The sequence below is a fragment of the Nocardia sp. KT25-26 genome (genome assembly GCF_056627695.1).
The window spans coordinates 5,023,141-5,043,158 of sequence record NZ_CM152813.1; the positions used below are offsets into that span (position 1 = coordinate 5,023,141).

Sequence of the window (20,018 nt, forward strand, 5' to 3'; positions counted from 1 at the left end):
CAAGCCTTAGAGTGTCAGATCGAAATGAACGGAAATACCTCCCTGAAGCGATCTAGGACATCCCCCTTCTCCGCGAGCGCCGCCGCGGCCTTATCTTTCGTTATTTCTGGATCGTAAATCTCCATTCCGCGGGAATAGGAAATTCCGTATAACGCATCAGAAATGCCTTCGGGGGGCATCGGGACAAACGGGTCGACAATACCACCCATATCACCAGCAACTCCGCGGAAATTGAGGAGGTCGAACATGTACTCGGGTAGATCGTCAACGCTGTTTGCTTCCACCGTGTTCAGTGCCCACTGGGCCACATCGTTGTCGTCAATCGCCTGGCAGAACAGGCACGCCAGAACGAATCCCGCATCCTCTGAAATAGCTTGCGCCGGCCCATCGCCCATTGGAATCAAACCTCTTTGTCATCTTCTCGCCACCGACGTGTTCGGTCTTACTGTGTACATTGCCGACGCAAATGGCCCGTGCAGGGCGTAAGACCGGCATGGAGTTAGAATCCGTCAGGGCACCATCTGTTTTGATCTTCGTACTCGAACTCCATGCTGGCACTCATTGCATCGCCATCGATGTGAACCCTGCACGATATCCATCCGGGGTCGTTAAATTCAATCATGAATCTCCTGAGACTGGCGATTTCTGAGATGAATTCCGGATTTCTGGCATCGAAATGTTCGCGTCCACCACTACCCCCGGTCGAGCGCAGTCGACCGGGGCCTGTGTCGCCACCGAATATTGACAACAAGCCTTGAGTTGTCAGATCGAAATAAACGGAAAAACCGCCCTGAAGCGATCCAGAACATCCCCCCGATCAGCTAGTGCCGCCATCGCCTGGATTTTCGTTATTTCTGGATCGTAAACCTCCATTCCACGCGTGAAGGAAATTCCATATAGCGCATCCGAAACATCGTCTACGGATGGCATCGGAATGAATAGTCCAACCATCTTCCTCATATCGCCAGCGACTCCTTTAAAATTGAGGAGGTCGAACATGTACTCGGGTAGATCATCGACACTGTTTGCTTCCACCGTGTTCAGTGCCCACTGGGCCACATCGTTGTCGTCAATCGCCTGGCAGAACAGGCACGCCAGAACGAATCCCGCATCCTCTGAGATGGCTTGCGCCGACCCATTGCTCATGGAATTAGACCCCCTTTGTCATCTTCTCGCCGCCGAGATGTCCGGTTTTGCTGTGCTCGAACTCGTGGACCAACTGCATTCTACCCCGGTCTTGATGATGGTGCCATGTGTAGCCATCAATTTTGTGCCTTCCTGAATGTATCTGCGATAGTTGCTTTTTACTAAAAATTGATGAGTTGAATTCCCCTCGGCTGATCGCAGCAGATAGGTCACGTGAGGCCATCCTCATCTGCTCTCGGTATTTGGCCCCGTGGAACCGACTCCAAGTAATTCGTGTATCATACACTGCGAAACTATCGAAAATAGGAAATCCTCGACTATCGAACGGAACTCCTGTTGTCGGATGTTTCTTTCCAGCCAGTTTTACGTTCTTGCTGGTTACCTTCGGGATAGTATTGGATACGACGTTTCCTTCCCCGTAGACTGCTTCGAGGTCGCTTCGGGCTGTCCGAGGCGAGTACGGCCCGGACGGTGGGGTATTTCCGCGGCCGGCGGGACCGGTGCGGCCGGAGTTGGCCCCCCAGTTGCCTGGCCGACCTCCTCCAGACCCGCCGGGACGTCCGGTTCCGCCACTGGGTGGTCTTCCCCCTCCGCCGCCGGACCATCCTCCGGGTGGGCTGCTACTTGCCCGGCCGCCGGATCCGGTCGCCCCTATTCTGATCCCTGTGTTGGTTTGCTGGGCAGCGGCTGCCCCGGGGCCTCCGGCCTGTGCGGTCACCGTGGTTTCGGTAACGACTGCCGGTTGCTGGTGCCTCGATCTGGGGTTGGGTTTGTCCCCGGGGCGGGCGGGTGGCCGTCCACCGGGTTTCGGCGTGGCCTTGGGGCGTGGGCTGGCACCAGGGCGTGGACCCGGACGGTTTCCGGGGCGGGGCCGTTGACCTGGCCCGCGGGTCGGTGATCCGCCGGCGGTTCCTGGGGTCAACGTTCGCTCCGATTGCTGGGCAGCCCGAGGAACTTCGGCAACAGCTGGTTGTTGGTCCGGCCTGGGGTTGGGTTTGTCTCCAGGGCGGGCGGGTGGCCGTCCACCGGGTTTCGGCGTGGCCTTGGGGCGTGGGCTGGCACCAGGGCGTGGACCCGGACGGTTTCCGGGGCGGGACCGTTGACCTGGCCCGCGGGTCGGTGATCCGCCGGTGGTTCCTGGGGTCAGCGTTCGCTCCGATTGCTGGGCAGCCCGAGGTACTTCGGTGGCCTGAGCGCCGGTCGTTCCCGATGTGCGCGGGGCCGGTGCACCCGCTGTCGATCGCGGCGGTACTGCGGCGCGTCCGGTGCGCCACCCCCGGTAAGCATTCAGCCCGGCGCGGCCGGCGCGGAGCGCGGCGCCGCCTACAACGCCGCCTACCGTCCACCACGCGGCTTCGACGAGGAGGATCTTTCCGATTTCGGTGAAGGCCTCCCTGGTTGTGGGTGGCTTGCCGGGATCGGAGGACCAATGGATACCGGTTTCGTCATGGATGAGGAACCCGCCCCCGTCGACGGCGTACACCCCATATGCGTTGAGGCCTTCGGGGGTTTCGGTCCTCGGCGCATTGGGTGTGCCGGCTTGTGGGTGGTCGACCTGGATCAGACCTGGGAAGTAGGGGCGCGGTTCGGCGAAGAACAGCACGTCGGCTTGGTCGACGTGCGGTTTACCGGAGGGAACAAGTTTTCCGTTGTCGTCGACCGGGATCAGTTCGTCACCGAGCTGCAGCAGCCGATGCCCGGCGAGGTCGGTCAGCGTGCCGTCGGGGCGACGCTTGAACTGGAGGAATTCCTCCGATCCGTCTCCGAGGGTGACGATGTGTTCGGACCCGTCGGGATTGAGTCCGGTGACTCCGGAAAGGCTTCCGTCCGGGTTCGTGCTGATCGCCACATTCGCCGCGCCGGCGGACTCGGCGAGGCGAATCATCTCCCACAGGCGTTTGGCCTCGATGTAGTCGGGTGAGGAGTTCAGGATGCTCGGGTCGTCGGCGAGGGCCTTCGTGTCGATGCCGTTGCCGTAGAGGAATCCGGTCAGCCTTTCGGCGGCGTTCTGTCTGGCCTCGTCGGTCGGTGTTACCCGGATCGAGCCGTTGTCGCGCGACCATGCGTTGAGGAGTTGTCCGTCGAGGGAATAGGTTTCGAAGGCGATCAGTTCGCCGTTGCTGTTGTGGATGTCCTTTCGGTAGGTGTCGCCGACCCGGTACTCCTCGACGGGCCCTCCGGTCTCGGGATGCTGGTAGTTGTATCGCGGGTTGCCGTTCTCATCCGGGGCGACATCCATTCGAATGCCGTTCAAGGTGAGCCAGCCGTATCCTTCACTGTTCGTTTGGCCGACGAGGACGGTGTCGATGCCGCCCTGGCCGTCGGGCCGGGCCTCGGTGCGGGTCTCGTTACCGGCGAGATCGGTGTGGATGTTGTCGTAGAGTCCGTGCTCGTTGAGCACCCCGGTGTCGTAGCCGATGAGATTGCCGTTGTCGTCGTAGGAACCGGTGTCGACGACCTCGCCATCGGCGGTTACGCTGAACTCGTGGTCGGGTCTCCCGGAGGTGGACGACTCGGGGTCGAAGTGCTGGCCGTACGCCGGGGCGTCGGCGGTCGGTTGGTCGATATAGCTGCTGCTGTCATCCGGGTTCGTCTGCCATCGTTGGAAGCCACCGCGGCCATTCGAGACAACCCGCGCAGTCCACGTCTCGCCGGTCTCCGGGTCGACCATTGTCACGTCGACGGTGTTCGTGCCGTTGCCCTCCGGGATGGTGTAGGTGACTTCGAGATCACCGATCTTGTCGTTCCACTCGTCCCCCGGCTGGCGCCCGGTGACATCCGGCGGCGCTGCCATTTCGAGGAGGTCGCCGGGATTGTCGGACTCTTCCGGTACCGGCGGCGGTTCGGTTGCCGGATTCTCGGGTGTCGCCGGATCGCGTTCGGAGTCGTCAGCTGGGACTGCGGGCTTGTCCGACTCGGGTTCGGCTTCCTTGTCCGGAGCCGGCGGTCCGCTCGTCGGGGGCGCGGGATCCGACGCCGGCGGGCCGGCAGGTGCCTTGATCGGGGTAGCCGTCGGAACCGGCGGCGCGGTCTCGATCGGATCGGCGATGTGCTCGGCCGAGTTCTCCTGTCGCGCAGCGGCGGCGAGCATGTCTTGCTTCGCCCAGATCCGTTCCAGTTCCTGGGCCGCGGTCTCGGCGGTCATTCGGTAGTAGTTGTGCACCCGAGGCTTGCGTGGCCGGGGGATCTTCCTCGGGGTTGTCTTGCGAGCCCAGGCGGCTTGAACCTGCCAGTTGTACTCGTACGGTTCCTCGGTCAGCGCCATGGCATCTCCCGGATCGGGAAGACATGGCCGAACGCCTCGGAACACCTTGCTGATCGGGGCGCTGCAGAATAGTCGGCTGCCCCTCGGGTGATGGATAGAAATGAAGTGAGCATGAAGTTTTCGGTCCTGATCGGTGCAGATACGCGAAGAGCCCGAGCCGGGTTCCGGCTCGGGCTCTTCGGTGTGTGGGAGTGCGTCATCGAGGGATGGCGCGGGAGGTCATGTAGGCGAGCAGCTACCTCCCTTCTTCAGACATGCGGATACGACGAATCCCCGGGCCGGATGGCCCGGGGATTCGTTTGCGGTCGGCAGGACTCGCGCTGCCGCTAGCTACGTTCCGTGACGGAACGTGTGTGTTTGTGGATCGCACCACCGTGGAGGTGCGTATCGGGGCAAACAGTCTCAGCTGCCTGCGCCGAAGAGTAATAGATACAGATCTCCCCCGCTAACGAACAGGATTCCATGTCGAGGCTGAGATGTCAACGAGGGGAGTAGAACTCGGTGACCGCGCTGGTCAGCGAAGTTTCCTCGGACTGCTCGACGACCCGTCCGCGGGGCGGAACGAGTAGCACGTAAGGAAATGGGCGCTGCGCTCACATGGGAACGGGCCGGTTCGACTCCAGTTGGCAAACTTTCGGCATCGGCCAGGTCCGTCGGTGCCGATGCTTCCTACTGATACCCAGCCGCTCGCAACGACTCGAACCCGACTCGTCCCCTCCGGCTGGCGGCGCCGGAAGCAACGCAGACGGCTGACTCCGGCGGGCCGGAGGCGGAAGCGGGGGCTGCCAGCGCCCCGAACCTCAGTCGCCTCCAACACCGACTGATCCCGGCGGGGCCGGGAAAGGGCCTGCCGGAGCCGCGACCGGCCCTCGAGGGTCAGTCGCATCCAACACTGCCGACCCGACTACCAATGGGTCCCGGGAACCCAGCGGGCAGCGCGGCGCACGGCGTTCCCGGCGGCCCGCCGCGCGGCCGATGGGGCGCGGGTTTCCGATGTGGCCTGCGGCGGCTCGGCGGGCTCGGCGGGGCTCGCCTCACCCTTGGCCGCCGGCGAGTCCGGCAGGGCCCGGTAGTAGCGGTGCAGGACCCGTTCCCGGATGCCCGGTGCGAACATGGCCCCGTATTCGGCGAGGGTGCCGATCGGGACATCGATGCGGCGCGGACGTTCGGTGAGCGCCCGGACGATGGTGGCGGCCGCCCATTCCGGGGACTGGGTCCGCCCCTGGTCACCGCTGGGGGCGATCATCGGGGTCCGGACCAGCGGCATGTGGATGGTGGTGAAGGTGACCCCGTCGGCCCGGGTCTCGGTCGCGGCGACCTCGGCGAACTTGTCCAGTGCGGCCTTGCTGGCCAGGTAGGCGGCGAACCGGGGCGTGGCCACCTGGACCCCGGCGCTGCTGATGTTGACGATGTGGCCGAATTTGCGTTCCCGCATCTGGGGCAGCAGCGCGAGGGTGAGCCGGAGGGCGCCGAAGTAGTTGACGGCCATGGTTCGCTCGAAATCGTGCAACCGGTCGGTGGAGCGGTGGATCGCCCGGCGGATGGACCGGCCGGCATTGTTGACCAGCATGTCGACGTGTCCGTGCTCGGCCAGGATCTTCTCGACGGTCCGCTCGGTGGATGCGGAGTCGGTGATGTCACAGGGGTAGCCGTGCGCCCGGCCGCCCGCCGCGCGGATCTCGGTGACCACCGTGTCGAGCTCGTCGGGGCGGCGGGCCAGCAGGAACACCGTCGCACCGCGGGCCGCGACGGCCTGGGCGGCGGCGCGCCCGATTCCCGAGGATGCGCCGGTGATGAGCACGTGCTTGCCGGTGAGTTCCCGGTCGGAAGTGCGGGCCATCTCTGCTCCCTTGCAGGTAGATCCCAGTCTCTGGCAGTACGGGCGCGAATCGCACCCGCCGTCCCCGCCGAACTTACTCCAAAGTCAGTTAGGCGACCAGACCCTGCGCGCAGATCGAAAACACGTTCGATTTCCGCTCGAAATATTCGAACGTGTGTGCGATACTGACGGCATGGCGGATGATCGGATGGCGGATATCTATGCCGCGGTGCGGCTCGGCGGAAACGATCCGGTGGCTGGGCGAACGGCGCTCACCCGGCTGTGGGAAGAGATCGGCCCGGGTGGCGACCCGCTACATCGGTGCGTGATCGCACATCACCTGGCGGATCTGCAGGACACACCCGACCAGGCGCTGCTCTGGGACGAGCGCGCCCTGGCGGCCGTATTCGGCCCCGGCGTGCCGCTCGACGAGGGCTTGCGCGGATTCCTGCCCTCGCTCTACCTGAACCTGGCCGATTCACACCGGCGCGTGGGCGATTTCGCCGCCGCGAAGATGCAGCTGGCCATCGCCCGTGGCCATCTCGACGTGCTGGCACACGACGCCTACGGCGCGGTGATCCGATCGGGTATGGGGCATGTGGAAGCGGCGCTGGCGGTGCAGTCCACCGAACGGCTGCCGGCGAACTGAGTCGTCCGGACACCCGGGGAAGGTGTCCGGAGGTGTGGTGGAGGTGTCCGGGTGGGATGGAGCAACGGGCCGCCGACCTGGTCCGAGCTGGAGCGCGTGCTCTCCGGCCGGCCGCGGCGGGCCGCCCCCGAAGTGGGCGACGGCAGCGACAGCCCCGCCTGGACCCGCACCCGCGGGGAGTACCGGGCCGAGCCGGGGGAACGTCCGGCCGGCCCGGTGGTCCCGTATGCGGAGCTGCACGCCCATTCGGCGTACAGCTTCCTCGACGGGGCGAGCCACCCCGAAGAACTGGTGGAAGAGGCGGTGCGGCTGGGTCTTTCCGCCCTCGCCCTCACAGACCACAACGGGCTCTACGGCACCGTGCGGTTCGCCGAGGCGGCGCGGGAATGGAGCCTGCCGACGGTCTTCGGTGCGGAGCTCTCGCTGGGAGCCCGACCGACATCCGGCCGTCCGGCACGCGGAACACCGCCGTCCGCCGGGGAACCGGTCCGGCGCCCACCCGCAGCAACTGCGGCACAGCCGGCGAACGCGCATCTCTTCGCCCCGGACTCGCTGCCGCGCACCGGCACCCCGGACCCGGCGGACACTCATCTACTGATCCTGGCGCGCGGCCAGGAAGGGTATCGCCGACTCTCCCGGGAGATCGCGGCGGCACACCTGGCCGCCGGCGAGAAGGGCATTCTGCGCTACGACCTGGATGCACTCACCGCTGCCGCCGGTGGCCATTGGCAGATACTCACCGGATGCCGCAAAGGACAGTTGCGGCGGGCCCTGGCCCGGGACCTGGCCGCCGGTGCCACCGGGCTGCCGGATGCCGAAGCAGCACTTCGAGATCTGATCGACCGATTCGGCGCCGACCGGGTCACCGTGGAACTCACCCGATACGGCATACCCACCGACGACGAACGCAACGCCCACCTGATCGCCCTCGCCGACCGGCTCGGGCTGCCGGTGGTGGCGGCCACCGGAGCACACTTCGCTGCCCCGGCGCAACGCCGGCGGGCGATGGCGCTGGCCGCGCTGCGCGCCCGGCTCAGCCTGGACGACATCGCCGGCTGGCTCGCCCCCACCGGCGGCGCCCACCTGCGTTCCGGTGCCGAGATGGCCCGGCTGTTCGCCGACTGCCCCCGCGCGGTGACCGGGGCCGCCGAGCTGGCCGCCGAATGTGCTTTCGACCTCGCGCTGATCGCCCCGGAGCTGCCGCCCTTCGACGTCCCCGCCGGACACGACGAGAACTCCTGGCTGCGCGAACTCACCTATACCGGCGCCGCCCGGCGATACGGTCCGCCGCAACAGAACCCGCCGGCGTACCGGCAACTCGAACACGAACTGGCGATCATCCGGCAGCTGGGCTTTCCCGGCTATTTCCTGGTGGTGCACGACATCGTGACCTTCTGCCACGAGCACGACATCCTCTGCCAGGGCCGAGGTTCGGCGGCCAACTCGGCGGTCTGCTTCGCGATCGGCATCACCAATGTGGACCCGGTACGCAACGAGCTGCTGTTCGAACGCTTCCTCTCCCCGGAGCGCGACGGCCCACCCGATATCGACGTCGACATCGAATCCGACCGCCGCGAGGAAGTGATCCAGCACGTCTACACGAAGTACGGCCGCGACTATGCCGCGCAGGTCGCGAACGTCATCACCTACCGGGGCAAATCGGCGGTCCGTGATGCCGCGCGAGCGCTCGGGTTCTCCCCCGGCCAGCAGGACGCCTGGAGTAAACGGGTGAGCCGATGGAGTGGGGTCGCCGCCGATACCGATACCGGCATCCCCGAGAACGTGCTGACCCTGGCCGCCGAATTGGAGGGCCTGCCCCGGCATCTGGGTATCCATTCCGGTGGCATGGTGATCTGCGACCGGCCGGTCGCCGACGTCTGCCCGGTGGAGTGGGCCCGGATGCCGGGCCGCAGCGTATTGCAATGGGACAAGGACGATTGCGCCGCCGCCGGGCTGGTGAAGTTCGACCTGCTCGGGCTGGGCATGCTCTCGGCACTGCACTACATGATCGATTTGGTGGCCGAGCACAAGGGCGAGACCGTACACCTGCACCGGCTCGACCTCACCGAGCCCGCGGTGTACGAAATGCTGTCCCGCGCCGACTCGGTCGGCGTGTTCCAGGTGGAATCCCGGGCGCAGATGGCCACCCTGCCCCGGCTGCGCCCGCGCGAGTTCTACGACCTCGTGGTGGAGGTGGCATTGATCCGGCCCGGACCGATCCAGGGCGGTTCGGTGCACCCGTACATCCGCCGCCGCAACGAGCAGGAGGAGGTCAGCTACGACCATCCGGCGCTGGCGAATTCGCTGGGCCGCACGCTCGGGGTGCCGCTGTTCCAGGAGCAGCTCATGCAGATGGCGGTCGATGTCGCCGGGTTCACCGCCGCCGAGGCCGACCAACTGCGCCGCGCCATGGGTTCGAAACGCTCACCCGAGAAGATGGAACGCCTGCGGGAACGGCTCTATGCGGGTATGCGGGAAAAGCACGGCATCACCGGCGAGGTCGCCGACCGCATCTACGAGAAGCTCTACGCCTTCGCGAACTTCGGTTTCCCGGAGAGCCATTCGCAGAGCTTCGCCGCCCTGGTGTTCTATTCGGCCTGGTTCAAACTGCATCATCCGGCGGCGTTCTGCGCCGGGCTGCTCCGGGCCCAGCCGATGGGATTCTATTCACCGCAATCGCTGGTCGCCGACGCCCGCCGGCACGGCGTGCGCGTCCACGGCCCGGACATCAACGCCTCCGCAGCCGAAGCGACCCTGGAACACCGGGGCACCGAGATCCGTCTCGGTCTGTCCGGAGTGAGACACATCGGCACCGAACTCGCCGAACGAATCGTCACCGAACGGGCGGACCGCCCCTACACCTCGATGCGTGACCTCACCGGGCGGGTGGAACTCACCGTCCATCAGGCGGAGTCCCTGGCCACGGCGGGCGCACTGGACACACTGGTGGCCACGGCGGAATCCGGCCACGGCAACACGCCGGCGCCGGGCGACCGCCGGATCGATGGCGTCTCGCACCGCCCGGATTCGAGGCACCCGTCCGGAACCAGCTCGGACCACGATGCATCACGTGCGGAGCAGCCGGAACCCGGCCGTACACAACCGGCTGCGCCAGGAAATCCGGGCAGGGTGGGACGGGCTACCCCGCATGCGCCCGGAGATGACGCTCGGGGCACGGGTGCTCGATCAGCGGTTGCGGAATCGGGGGCGGATCCGGCGGGTGCCTCCCCGGAATCGGGGTCGGTGCGGCGAGCGGCATTGTGGGCCGCGGGTGCCGCCGCCCAGGAACGGCCGCATCTGCTGCCCGGTACCGGGCCGGTGGTGAACGCACCCGCACTACCGGGGATGAGCGCCCTGGAACTGGCGGCAGCCGATGTGTGGGCCAACGGCATCTCCCCCGGCAGCTACCCCACCGAGTTCCTGCGGCAGTATCTCGACTCCCTCGGTGTGGCCCCCGCCGCCACCCTGCTGTCGATCCCCGACGGAACCCGGATCCTGGTCGGCGGTGCCGTCACCCACCGCCAACGCCCCGCCACCGCCGCCGGCGTCACCTTCATCAACCTGGAAGACGAAACCGGCATGGTCAATGTCGTCTGCTCGGTGGGCCTGTGGACCCGCCACCGCCACCTGGCCCAGAGCGCCCCCGCCCTCCTCATCCGCGGCCGCCTCCAGAACGCCGAAGGCGCAGCAAGCGTCCTCGCCGACCACCTCGCCCCCCTCGACCTCCGCATAGCCGCCCGCTCCCGCGACTTTCGATGAACCCAAAGCCTCGACACCCCGGGTCCGGCCTGCCCTCACATCACCGGGGCGTTGCCGCTTTCGCCCACCTCGCGGCTATTCGTACACCCCTTCCGCGCACCAGACTTCGTCGCGAAAACACAGCAGGACCGCCCGGACCTCCGCGGGCGTGCCGTCCGGCAGCACCTGGGCGCGGGCGATGAACGCACCGTCCGGGGTCCACCACTGTTCGTCCACCGGCCAGGGGCCCGCCCACCCGGCCAGCATCCAGCTGCGGCTGCCCCATTCCAGCCGGACGGGATCGGCGCTGAACGAACCCCGCTCGGTGACCCGCACCGGGGCATCGGATCGATCGAGCAGATGGACCCGGGGCCGGTCGAGTAACAGCAGCGTGGGTGCGGGTTGCGGAAGCTGCCCCGGCCAAGGTGATTCCGGATCGGCAGCGGGCACGAGCTCGTCGCCGAGCGCCACCAGGGTGACCCGTTCCGCCGGTCCCCGTCCACCACTGCGCACCCCTACTCGCACCGCTTCGCCGCCGAGCAACCCCTGCACCCGCACCAACGCCCGACGCGCCCGCTCCTGCACCTCCCCCGCACCACCCCACAGCCCCAGCTGCAGTGCCGAAGCGGCCACTACTTCCACCGGCTCCAGCCGCAAGACGGTGATCGGGTCCGCCACACCGAACGGCCCACCTTCCGCACTGCCGGGCCGCCCCTCGAAAACCGCACGCCGCGACAGCGCCGGCGCATCGTCTTCCTCGGTACCACTGTTGCGGACGAGACCTCGTCCAGCGGCGAACTCGGGCCCGCGGACGTAACCGCCGGTTCCTGCCCGATGCCGACGGCCCGCCGCAGCGGGGTGGGTGCCGTCGCCCGACACCTCGGGATCGCCCGGTTCACCGCGGGGCATCCGGCCGATTCGCCATCCGGCGGTATCGGCGCGAGAACCGGAGTCGACTGCTTCGTCGTTCCGGGATCGCGCTTCCCGAGCCAGGCGTCGCCGCTCGGCGGTGAGCCAGCCGTCCAGTTGCCAGCGGATCCGGTCGGCGGTGTCATCCGGCGTGAGCGGCTCGGCACATCGCCAGGTCCTGGACAGTTCGCGACCGGATTCGGTCACGGCACCGATCGACAGTCGAGTACAGGCCACGCCCGCATCGGACAGCGCCGCATGCAACCGAGCAGCCAGCATTCGACCGGCGAAAGCGGCGGCATCGACCCGATCGATCGGCGGGTCGCAGACATATTCGACCGCCAGGTCGGGGCTCGGCGGCCGGGCGCCCGGGGCACGTTCCGGCCGGGCCCGGGCACACCGGTGCGCCAGGACCGCATCGGCGCCGAACCGCCCGGCCACATCGGCCACCGGCAGCCGGGCGAAATCGCCGATCCGACGCAGGCCGAGCCGGTGCAGCAGATCGATCAGTTCCGCGCGTTCCGGCCCGGCCAGGCTCGGCTCGCGGCCGAGTTCGGCCACCGGCAGCGGCGCCAGGAACCGAGCGCTCTGCCCGGCCGGCACGATCGCTGCCTGCCGGGCCGCGACGACCGCGGTGGACAGTTCATCGGCGATCCCGATCTGTGCCTCGGCACCCGCCGCAGCCACCGCATCGATCAGGCGCTCCGCAGCCGCCGCCTCGGACCCGAAGAACCGGGACGCACCCCGAGCAGGCAACACCAGCAGCCCCGGTCGCAGCACTTCCGCCCCGGGCACGACCTCTGCGACCGCGGCCACCACCGGCTCGAACAGCCGCGCATCCCGATCCGGGTCCGCGGCTACGGTCACCAACTCCGGACACCGCGCCTCGGCCTCGCGCCGGCGCAGCCCGCGCCGCACTCCCGCCGCCCGGGCCGGCGCCGAACAGGCCACCACCCGGTTCGCATGCAGCACCGCCACCGGGCGGGCCGCCGGTACCCCGCCCACCGCGGCGGCCGCCACGGCCGGCCAGTCCGGGCACCACACCGCCAGCACTCGCCGTGCCGCCATCACCGCCACCCCGGCGCCGGTCCCCCGGGCGGGAGGACACCGGAGACCACACCCCACCCCGACACCGCGACCCCAGACGAGAACACACCGGGGGCCGTATTTCGCCCCGCCCCGGGCACCCGGGTCCCGGCAGCAACCGCCGGATCCGGAGGGGCGCTCATCCCGTCGCCTCCCGGACAGCCGCGGCGGGCACCGCCGCGGACCCGGCGGCTTCGGTCCGCCACTCGGTGCGGCCGGGCCCCGCGCACAGGTCCAGGCGTCCGTATGCGGGTGGGCCGGACCGGCTGCGCACCCGGACATCCAGGCACACCGAACGCAGCCGCCCGCGCCCCGCGCCCAGCCCGCGATACCCCGCGATACGGGAGTCCAGGCGAAGTGCCGGATTCGCCCAGTCGCCGTCGGTGACCACCAGGGTGGTGCTGCGGTTGCGGGCCCGGGCGGCCAGCACCCGGCAGCGGGCCGGTGGCATCGCCCGGCCGCCGAGACCGAGCACCACCAGGTCGAGCCCGTCGAGCAGCACCGCCGCGATCTCCGCCGGGTCCGCGCCCGGGTCGGGGATCACCGCCAGCCGGGACAGTTCGGCACCCATCTCCGCCGCCGCCAGCAGCCCGAGCCGGGGCAGACCGACCACCGCCGCATAGCCACCGGCTTCGGTCACCGATGCCAGCAGACCGGAAAGCAACGAGTTCGTTCCGTGGAACGCGATCACGGACCCCTTGGCCAGACCACCGTCCGGCAACAATTCCGCAAGGGCGGCCGGTACCGGCAGGGTCGCCGGCGGCACCGGGGTGCCCGAACCGTGTTCCCGGACCGCATCTGTCGCGTCGCCGACTCGGCCGGGCACCTCGGCCATCCGTCGTCGCAGTTCATCGAGCAACTGCACATTCGAACCCATCAACACCACCTACTTCCACGATGGACCCGAGGTGCGACACGCCTGCCACGAACCGGCGGGACAGTCCCGGACCGGAACAGGTCAGCATCACCTCAGCTATCGATCATATTCGAATGTATGTTCGAGTATGACAGTGGTGGTCGGCCACGTTCGGACGAGGCACGGTCCGGCCCCGGCACCAGGCCGTCTTCCGGCCCGGCCCGGTGACGTGTCGCACCGGTGAAGCACAGAATCCGGTCAGGTGTCAAGGATTTCCGCTACCCTCGCTCCCGTGACCGAACGTGCTCGTCCCATCGTCGGCCCCGACTACCTCGTCGCGGGCCGCTACCGCCTGCAGTCGAAGTTGGGAGGCGGCGGAATGGGCGCGGTGTGGCTCGCGACCGACCGACTGCTCAACCGCGATGTCGCCATCAAACAGGTGCTCTCCACCGTCGGAATGAGCGAAACCGAAGCCGAGGAGATCCGGCGCCGGATCGTGCACGAGGGCCGGGTTGCCGCCAAGCTCTCCCACGAACACGCCATCGCCGTCTACGACGTGGTCATCGAGGCCGGCGAACCCTGGCTGGTGATGGAGCACTTGCCCTCACGCAATGTGGCGAAGGCGCTGGCCCTGGTCGAGACCCTGCCCCCGATCGAGGTCGCCCAGATCGGCGCCCAGGTCGCCGACGCACTCTCGGCCGCCCACGCCGTCGGCATCGTGCATCGCGACATCAAACCCGGCAACATCCTGGTCGCCGACCGCGGCAACGGTGTCGGCATGGCCAAACTCAGCGACTTCGGCATCTCCCGCGGCGCCGGCGACGCGGACGACTCCGAAGACATGATCACCGGCACCCCCGCCTATCTGCCGCCCGAAGTGGCGCGCGGCGCCAAACCCACCGAGGCCAGCGATGTGTTCTCGCTCGGCGCCACCCTCTACACGGCCGTCGAAGGACAGCCGCCGTTCGGCTTCCACGAAGACAGCGACGTGCTGGTCGAGCGGGCCGCCATGGCACAGATCATTCCGCCCGGACGCAGCGGTGTCCTCACCGCCGCCCTGCTGCACATGATGGAACCCGCCCCGCAGCGCCGCCCCACCATGGCCGAGGCCCGCGACGAAATCCTCACCGCCGCCTTCGGCCCCGGCACCGCCCCGCACATCCTGGGCGCCCCGGTACGCACCGAAGACGGCACCATCCCGGCCTGGGCCGCCCGCAACTCGGCCGCCGGCCTGCGCAGCCCGCACTCGACACCACTACCCCGGCCCCCGCGCCCCACCCCCACCGCTGCCGCTGCACCCACCACATCCGGCGGCAACCGGAGCATCCTGGACGAACTCCCCGACGGCGCCCCCTTGGCCATCGCCGTCGGCCTCCTGATCGGCCTGATCATCCTCATCGGAATCATCATCGCTGTGCTCAATTGAGCAGCTCCGCTGCTCGAGTCGCGGCCCCTGACGGGGCCTCGATTTTTCCCTCCTCCGCTCAGTCGCTTCGCTCCTTCGCTCCGTCAGTCCAAAATCGAGGCGGGGCCGCTCCGGGAGCGACTTCGTCGCTCCGGGAAGCCCTGCCTCTGAGATTGTTTCCGGTTGCGGGGCGCTCAATCGATGCGGCGGCGATGTGCCCATCTGGTCAGGGCGTTGCGGTTGGACTGCTGGGTCTTGCGCAGCACGTTGGAGGCGTGGGTTTCCACCGTCTTCACCGAGATGAACAGGGTTTCGGCGATCTCGCGGTAGGTGTAGCCGCGGGCGAGCAGCCGCAGTACCTCGAGTTCGCGCGGGGTGAGCGAGTCCAGCTCCGGATCCAGGGGTGGCTCCGGGGCGGGGGAACGGCCGGTGAACGAGTCCAGGACGAAACCGGCCAGGCGTGGACTGAACACCGCGTCGCCCCCGGCGACCCGGCGGATACCGTCGGCCAGCTCGGCGCCGGAGATGGTCTTGGTGACATAGCCGCGGGCACCCGCCCGGATCACCGCGATCACGTCCTCGGCGGCATCGGAGACGCTCAGCGCCAGGCATACCGGGGCCGAACCGGCTTCGGCCCGGTCATCGATACCGCGCAGCACCGCCACCCCGCCGCCATCGGGCATGTGCACGTCCAGCAGCACCACGTCCGGCCGGGAGGCGCCGATCCCGGAGATCGCTTCGGCTACCCCACCGGCCTCGCCGACCACCTCCATATCGGCCTCCCGGCTCAGCTCGGCCCGCACCCCGGACCGGAACACGGCATGGTCGTCGACCAGAAAGACCCGAACAGACACTGACAGCTACTCCTCATCTCCTCCGCCACCGTGAAACGTCTCCGGGGCCCTTCATCGGTACCACAAGCTCCCGGAAACGCTCAGCGGACACCGAACGAACCACGGCAATCAGTCGCGGCCCGCCTCCGCGGTCTCGGGTTCCGCATCGGAGGGCTCCGGCTCCGCACCGGAATCCCGACGGGGGAGGGTGATCCGCACCTCGGTGCCACGGCCGAGAGTCGACCGGATCTCCACCCGGCCACCGCGCCGCTCCATCCTGGCCCGCATCGACTTCGCCACCCCCTGCCGGTCGCCGGGCACGGTATCGGGATCGAACCCGGTGCCGCGATCACGCACGAACACGCTCACCTGATGCGGTTCGGTCTCGGCGAACAGGTCGATCTCGGCCACGCCGGCGTGTTTGGCGGCATTCACCAGGGCCTCCCGGCAGGCGCCGAGCAGGGCGGTGAAATGTTCCTTGGGCAGGCCGGCGCCGGAATCGTCCAGGTCCATCGAGACATCGCCGACGGTCACCGGGGCCACCTTGACCCCGTGCTGATCCTCCACTTCACCGGCGATCGTCTTCAGCGCCGCCGCCAGGCTGGATTCGACGGGCGCGGGATCGTCGAACAGCCAGTTACGCAGCTCCCGCTCCTGACCGCGGGCCAGCCGCAGCACCTCCTGGGAGTCGCCGGCCTGCCGCTGGATCAACGCCAGGGTCTGCAGCACCGAATCGTGCAGATGCGAGGCGATCTCCTCGCGTTCCTCGTTGCGGATCCGGGCGGCGCGTTCCGCATCCAATGCACCGGCCATCCGCAGCCACAGCGGCACCGTCAGCAGTCCGGCGCCGACCAGGGTGACGGCCACCGCGATCAGCGCGGACCCGAGCGAGTTCAGATCGATGCGCGCCAGCACCACCACCCCCAGACCGACCACGATCAGCGTGGCCCCGGCCACGATCCGGGACCAGGTGATCACCGAGGGCCGGGCGGGCAGGCCGAACAGCGCGCGTGCCCCGGGCGCGGCGGTGTCGTATTCGCGCCAGACCAGCGCCGCACCCACCGCCACCACCACGATCGGGATCACCACCCGGGCGGCGCTGCCCTGGAACAGCACCGACACCGCGGCCGCCAGACCGAACCCGAGCAGGGCCAGGCCGATCGCCTGCCGGCGTTCGTCACCGGACGGTTTCGTGGCGTCCTCGCCGCCGGGAGTGAAGATCCACAGCAGGGCATAGGCCACCAGACCGGCCCCCATCAGCGCCGACAGCAGCACGAATACCATCCGCACCTTGAACACGTCGACGCCGAGATGGTCGGCGATACCGCCCGCGACACCGCCGATGATCCGGCCGCCCGATCGGCGGACCAGCCGCGGCCCGTCCGGTATCGGCGCCGGCGCGGCGCCGGGCCGCACCGGTGCGGGGTACCCGGCCGGGGCACCGGACCACCACTGCGGCGCACCGCCACCGACCGGCCCGTAAGCCGCCCCGGCGGCGCCCCACTGCGGTCCTCGGTTACGCGTCCCCGCCCGGGCGTACCAGCGCCGCACGTACAGCGGAACGTTGCCGGACGCCCAGGGGTTGCCCGTCCCGCAGCCGTACCGGGCATTGCCGACGGTCGGCGGAGCACCGGCGGATGCCGCTGGTCGAGCCACTCGCCCCGGACCACCGGCAGCCGTCGTACCGTCACCGCTGCGTGCCCCCGGGTCGGATGCCCCCAGGTGGGATGCCGCGATCGGAGACACACCGGCCGTTGCGGAGGGAATCCTCGCGTGGGCATCCGCGAATTGCGCCATGCCGGATTCTGATCCTGGTGCCGACGCTGCAGCGTCGGGCGCCGGGGTGTGGGCGGACGGCGCCGACGTGCCCCGCTGGTCCGGCGATGCGGGTGCACCTGTGGTCGACGGGGCGGTTCGCGAGTCGGCCGGGATCGGGCGGGACGACGCATCCTCCTCGACGCCGGGGACAGCGGTCGGGGAAGTCCCCGAGTCGGCTGCGGACCGGGGCACGGCGGGCACGGATGGGTCCATGATTCCGATACTGGCACGCATGCCCCGATCCGGGCATCGGGAATCACCCTGAACCTTTCCGTGCAGGTCGGATCGGGTGAGGATTCAGGGTTGCCCCTGATGCGCCGGACCCCCGGGCAGGCACACCATGGAGAACATGACTAGAACGAGCTTCGCCGACCAGGTCCACCAGATGTGGCAGACGCGGCCCGTCCGGCTGCCCCGGCGAGGCCCGATCGCCGGTGTCGCCGCCGGCTTCGGTCTGCGCTACGGCGTGGACCCGGTGCTGATCCGGGTCGCCTTCGTCGTGTCGACGATCTTCGGCGGCGCGGGCGTGGTGCTCTATCTGCTGGCCTGGCTGGTCCTCAATGCGGCCGAGACAGAGGCAGGCGCCACCGCAGCCCTCGCGGACAATGCCTCCCGGCCCACCTCGCAGACCAAACGGGTGGTCCTGATCGTGGCACTGGTGATCGCAGCGGTCACCATGGCACCACTCGGCTCCGGAATGGGCGGATCAGGACTGATCAGTCTGGCACTGATGCTGGCCAGCTGGTGGATGCTGTACCTGCGACATCCACAACTACCTTCCGGTTACCCCTGGACCGGGGCCGGCGACGGCACCGCCGGTTTCACCGATACCGGATACCCGACGGCGCCGATGTCCGGGTACCTCTACACCCCGTACACCAACCTGCCGGACGCATACGTTCCCGAACCGGGCCGCTCGTTCACCGCCCCGGGTGCCGGAACCGCCACTCCGGCGACGCCCGGCAACACCGCCCCGACCGGGGCCGAAACCGCCGAGGGCACCACGACCACCCGCATCGACCTGCAGAAGGACGAAGCCGTCACCGAGCCGGTCCGCCACTCCGGGGGCGACTCCGCGGCGCCCCCGAACCGCACCGCGGATGTCACGGCAGCCGCGATCCCCGATCCGAACCCCGGTGATCCGGCGGCACCCCGCACCACCGGCACAACTCCCGACCGCTCCACCGACACAACTCCGGACCGGCCCACGGCCCCACTCGCGGCCCGGCCGGAATCGGTCGCCACCGCTGCCGGTTCCCCCGAGCACCCCGGGGACACCGACAACGAAGCGCCGAACCCCGGGGACACGGACAACGACGCCCCGCACCCCGCGGCGGCCGACGTAGACCCGAACCCTGCTGCGACCGACGTAGACCCGCCCCTCGTGGCCGCCGACGCAGCCCCGGACACCGGCACCACCGCGGCGGCCGACGCCGATGCACCGGAAACCGGTACCCCCGCATCCGAATCCGATACTCCTGAGCCCGCACCGGAACCTCCCACGTTCACGAAGACGCCCGGATCGGGTCCCGAACCCACCCGCACCACCGTGCAGGACGGGTCGCGTGGCGCACAGATCCCGCCCGGCTGGGATCCGCTGGGCGTCGCGCCGATGGCCTGGGACCTGCCCGAGCCGGCTCCGGTAACGGCACCGGTGCGCGAGGCGCAGCCGCCCAGGAAGCCGCGTTCCCGCCTGACACCGGTGGTCATCGGCCTCGCCATGCTGGCGGCGGCCGGAGCCGGAGCAGCCGCGGCAGCCGGCGCGGAGTGGATGACACCGGCCCGGATCGCCGCGATCGCACTGGCCGTCGTCGGCCTCGGCCTGGTCGCCGGCGCATTCCTGCGGCGCGGATACGGGCTCCTGCTGCTGGCGGCGCCGCTGGCCGGGTTCGTCCTGCTGGCCTCGTTGATCGGCCCGATCGACTTCACGGAATTCACCGCGGGGGAACGAGTGTGGACGCCGGAATCGGTCGCCCAGCTCGAATCCGAGTACCGGCTGGGTATGGGATCGGCCACCCTGGATCTGCGAAACCTGGACCTCACCGAGTCCAAGGCGGTGGAATTGTCGATGGGTATGGGCGACGCCACCGTGCTCGTCCCGGCGGATATGACCGTCGACGCCACCTGCGATGTCGCCCTGGGTGAATCGAATTGCTCCGGCATCACCGGCCCGAACACCCCGGGCGCTCCCGTGCTGGACCTGACCGTGGACATCCGAGTAGGAGAGGCGGCGATCGTCCGTGACTGAATCGAAAACCAGCGCGACCGGCACCGGTAAGCGCCGCCCGGCCTACGCACTGCTGATCAGCGGCCTGCTGGCGATCCTGCTCAGCATCTGGGCCCTGGCCGGCCCGTTCACCCTGCCGGATGCCACGCTGCTGCCGATCGGCTGGATCGCGGTCGGTGCCGCGATCGTCGTCGGGCTGCTGCTGATCATCGCGCCCCGGCGCAAGAACTGAACCGAATCCCCGATGACCGATCCGGCCCGCCCCGC

General features: G+C 68.7%; 13 protein-coding genes. 5 read left to right on the forward strand and 8 right to left on the reverse strand.

What is annotated here, in order from left to right:
• Positions 1-14: 14 nt before the first annotated feature.
• From AC1HFH_RS22830 to AC1HFH_RS22845, 4 genes are all read right to left on the reverse strand, one after another.
• On the reverse strand, positions 15-395 hold the full coding sequence (locus AC1HFH_RS22830; protein ID WP_480244829.1) for a hypothetical protein: 381 nt from the start codon (positions 393-395) through the stop codon (positions 15-17).
• 367 nt (positions 396-762) lie between these two features.
• Positions 763-1,146, reverse strand: coding sequence for a hypothetical protein (locus tag AC1HFH_RS22835; protein ID WP_480244830.1), 384 nt, complete (start codon positions 1,144-1,146; stop codon positions 763-765).
• Positions 1,147-1,150: 4 nt separating this feature from the next.
• Positions 1,151-4,411 carry an HNH endonuclease gene (locus AC1HFH_RS22840; protein WP_480244831.1) on the reverse strand — a complete coding sequence of 1,087 codons (3,261 nt, stop codon included), beginning with the start codon at positions 4,409-4,411 and terminating at the stop codon, positions 1,151-1,153.
• A 904-nt stretch (positions 4,412-5,315) separates the two neighbouring features.
• Entirely contained in the window at positions 5,316-6,251 is a 936-nt protein-coding gene (locus tag AC1HFH_RS22845) for an SDR family NAD(P)-dependent oxidoreductase (protein WP_480244832.1), read from the reverse strand.
• A gap of 172 nt (positions 6,252-6,423) precedes the next feature.
• Here AC1HFH_RS22845 and AC1HFH_RS22850 point away from each other — a divergent pair, with 172 nt between their 5' ends.
• Positions 6,424-6,879: a hypothetical protein gene (locus AC1HFH_RS22850; protein WP_480244833.1), complete on the forward strand. Its 456-nt coding sequence runs from the start codon at positions 6,424-6,426 to the stop codon at positions 6,877-6,879.
• A 51-nt stretch (positions 6,880-6,930) separates the two neighbouring features.
• The gene (locus tag AC1HFH_RS22855; protein ID WP_480244834.1) at positions 6,931-10,638 is read left to right on the forward strand and encodes an error-prone DNA polymerase; all 3,708 of its coding nucleotides are present in this window, start codon (positions 6,931-6,933) and stop codon (positions 10,636-10,638) included.
• Between the two features lie 75 nt (positions 10,639-10,713).
• On the opposite strand, the gene AC1HFH_RS22860 is transcribed toward AC1HFH_RS22855, so the two are convergent.
• Both AC1HFH_RS22860 and AC1HFH_RS22865 read right to left on the reverse strand, forming a co-directional pair.
• The gene (locus tag AC1HFH_RS22860; protein ID WP_480244835.1) at positions 10,714-12,594 is read right to left on the reverse strand and encodes a DNA polymerase Y family protein; all 1,881 of its coding nucleotides are present in this window, start codon (positions 12,592-12,594) and stop codon (positions 10,714-10,716) included.
• A 157-nt stretch (positions 12,595-12,751) separates the two neighbouring features.
• Positions 12,752-13,489 carry a hypothetical protein gene (locus AC1HFH_RS22865; protein WP_480244836.1) on the reverse strand — a complete coding sequence of 246 codons (738 nt, stop codon included), beginning with the start codon at positions 13,487-13,489 and terminating at the stop codon, positions 12,752-12,754.
• Positions 13,490-13,760: 271 nt separating this feature from the next.
• Between AC1HFH_RS22865 and AC1HFH_RS22870 the strand changes: the two genes are divergently transcribed.
• On the forward strand, positions 13,761-14,894 hold the full coding sequence (locus AC1HFH_RS22870; protein WP_480244837.1) for a serine/threonine-protein kinase: 1,134 nt from the start codon (positions 13,761-13,763) through the stop codon (positions 14,892-14,894).
• Positions 14,895-15,067: 173 nt separating this feature from the next.
• Here AC1HFH_RS22870 and AC1HFH_RS22875 read toward each other — a convergent pair whose 3' ends face one another.
• Together AC1HFH_RS22875 and AC1HFH_RS22880 are read right to left on the reverse strand one after the other, a co-directional pair.
• A complete protein-coding gene (locus tag AC1HFH_RS22875; protein ID WP_480244838.1) occupies positions 15,068-15,727 on the reverse strand; it encodes a response regulator in 660 nt (219 codons plus the stop codon).
• A 108-nt stretch (positions 15,728-15,835) separates the two neighbouring features.
• Positions 15,836-17,122, reverse strand: a complete 1,287-nt coding sequence (locus AC1HFH_RS22880) for an ATP-binding protein (protein ID WP_480247952.1) — start codon at positions 17,120-17,122, stop codon at positions 15,836-15,838.
• Positions 17,123-17,873: 751 nt separating this feature from the next.
• On the opposite strand from AC1HFH_RS22880, the gene AC1HFH_RS22885 reads away from it, so the two are divergent.
• A complete protein-coding gene (locus AC1HFH_RS22885; RefSeq protein ID WP_480244839.1) occupies positions 17,874-19,772 on the forward strand; it encodes a PspC domain-containing protein in 1,899 nt (632 codons plus the stop codon).
• Positions 19,765-19,983, forward strand: coding sequence for a hypothetical protein (locus tag AC1HFH_RS22890; protein ID WP_480244840.1), 219 nt, complete (start codon positions 19,765-19,767; stop codon positions 19,981-19,983). The genes AC1HFH_RS22885 and AC1HFH_RS22890 overlap by 8 nt, the downstream gene beginning before the upstream one ends.
• Positions 19,984-20,018: the final 35 nt, after the last annotated feature.

What these genes read in the sequence shown, in the direction of transcription:
- AC1HFH_RS22835 (WP_480244830.1), bottom strand. Translation starts at nt 1,146, where the DNA reads ATGAGCAATGGGTCGGCGCAAGCCATCTCAGAGGATGCGGGATTCGTT.
- AC1HFH_RS22860 (WP_480244835.1), bottom strand. Translation starts at nt 12,594, where the DNA reads ATGGCGGCACGGCGAGTGCTGGCGGTGTGGTGCCCGGACTGGCCGGCC.
- AC1HFH_RS22850 (WP_480244833.1), top strand. Translation starts at nt 6,424, where the DNA reads ATGGCGGATGATCGGATGGCGGATATCTATGCCGCGGTGCGGCTCGGC.
- AC1HFH_RS22830 (WP_480244829.1), bottom strand. Translation starts at nt 395, where the DNA reads ATGGGCGATGGGCCGGCGCAAGCTATTTCAGAGGATGCGGGATTCGTT.
- AC1HFH_RS22840 (WP_480244831.1), bottom strand. Translation starts at nt 4,411, where the DNA reads ATGGCGCTGACCGAGGAACCGTACGAGTACAACTGGCAGGTTCAAGCC.
- AC1HFH_RS22845 (WP_480244832.1), bottom strand. Translation starts at nt 6,251, where the DNA reads ATGGCCCGCACTTCCGACCGGGAACTCACCGGCAAGCACGTGCTCATC.
- AC1HFH_RS22865 (WP_480244836.1), bottom strand. Translation starts at nt 13,489, where the DNA reads ATGGGTTCGAATGTGCAGTTGCTCGATGAACTGCGACGACGGATGGCC.
- AC1HFH_RS22885 (WP_480244839.1), top strand. Translation starts at nt 17,874, where the DNA reads ATGACTAGAACGAGCTTCGCCGACCAGGTCCACCAGATGTGGCAGACG.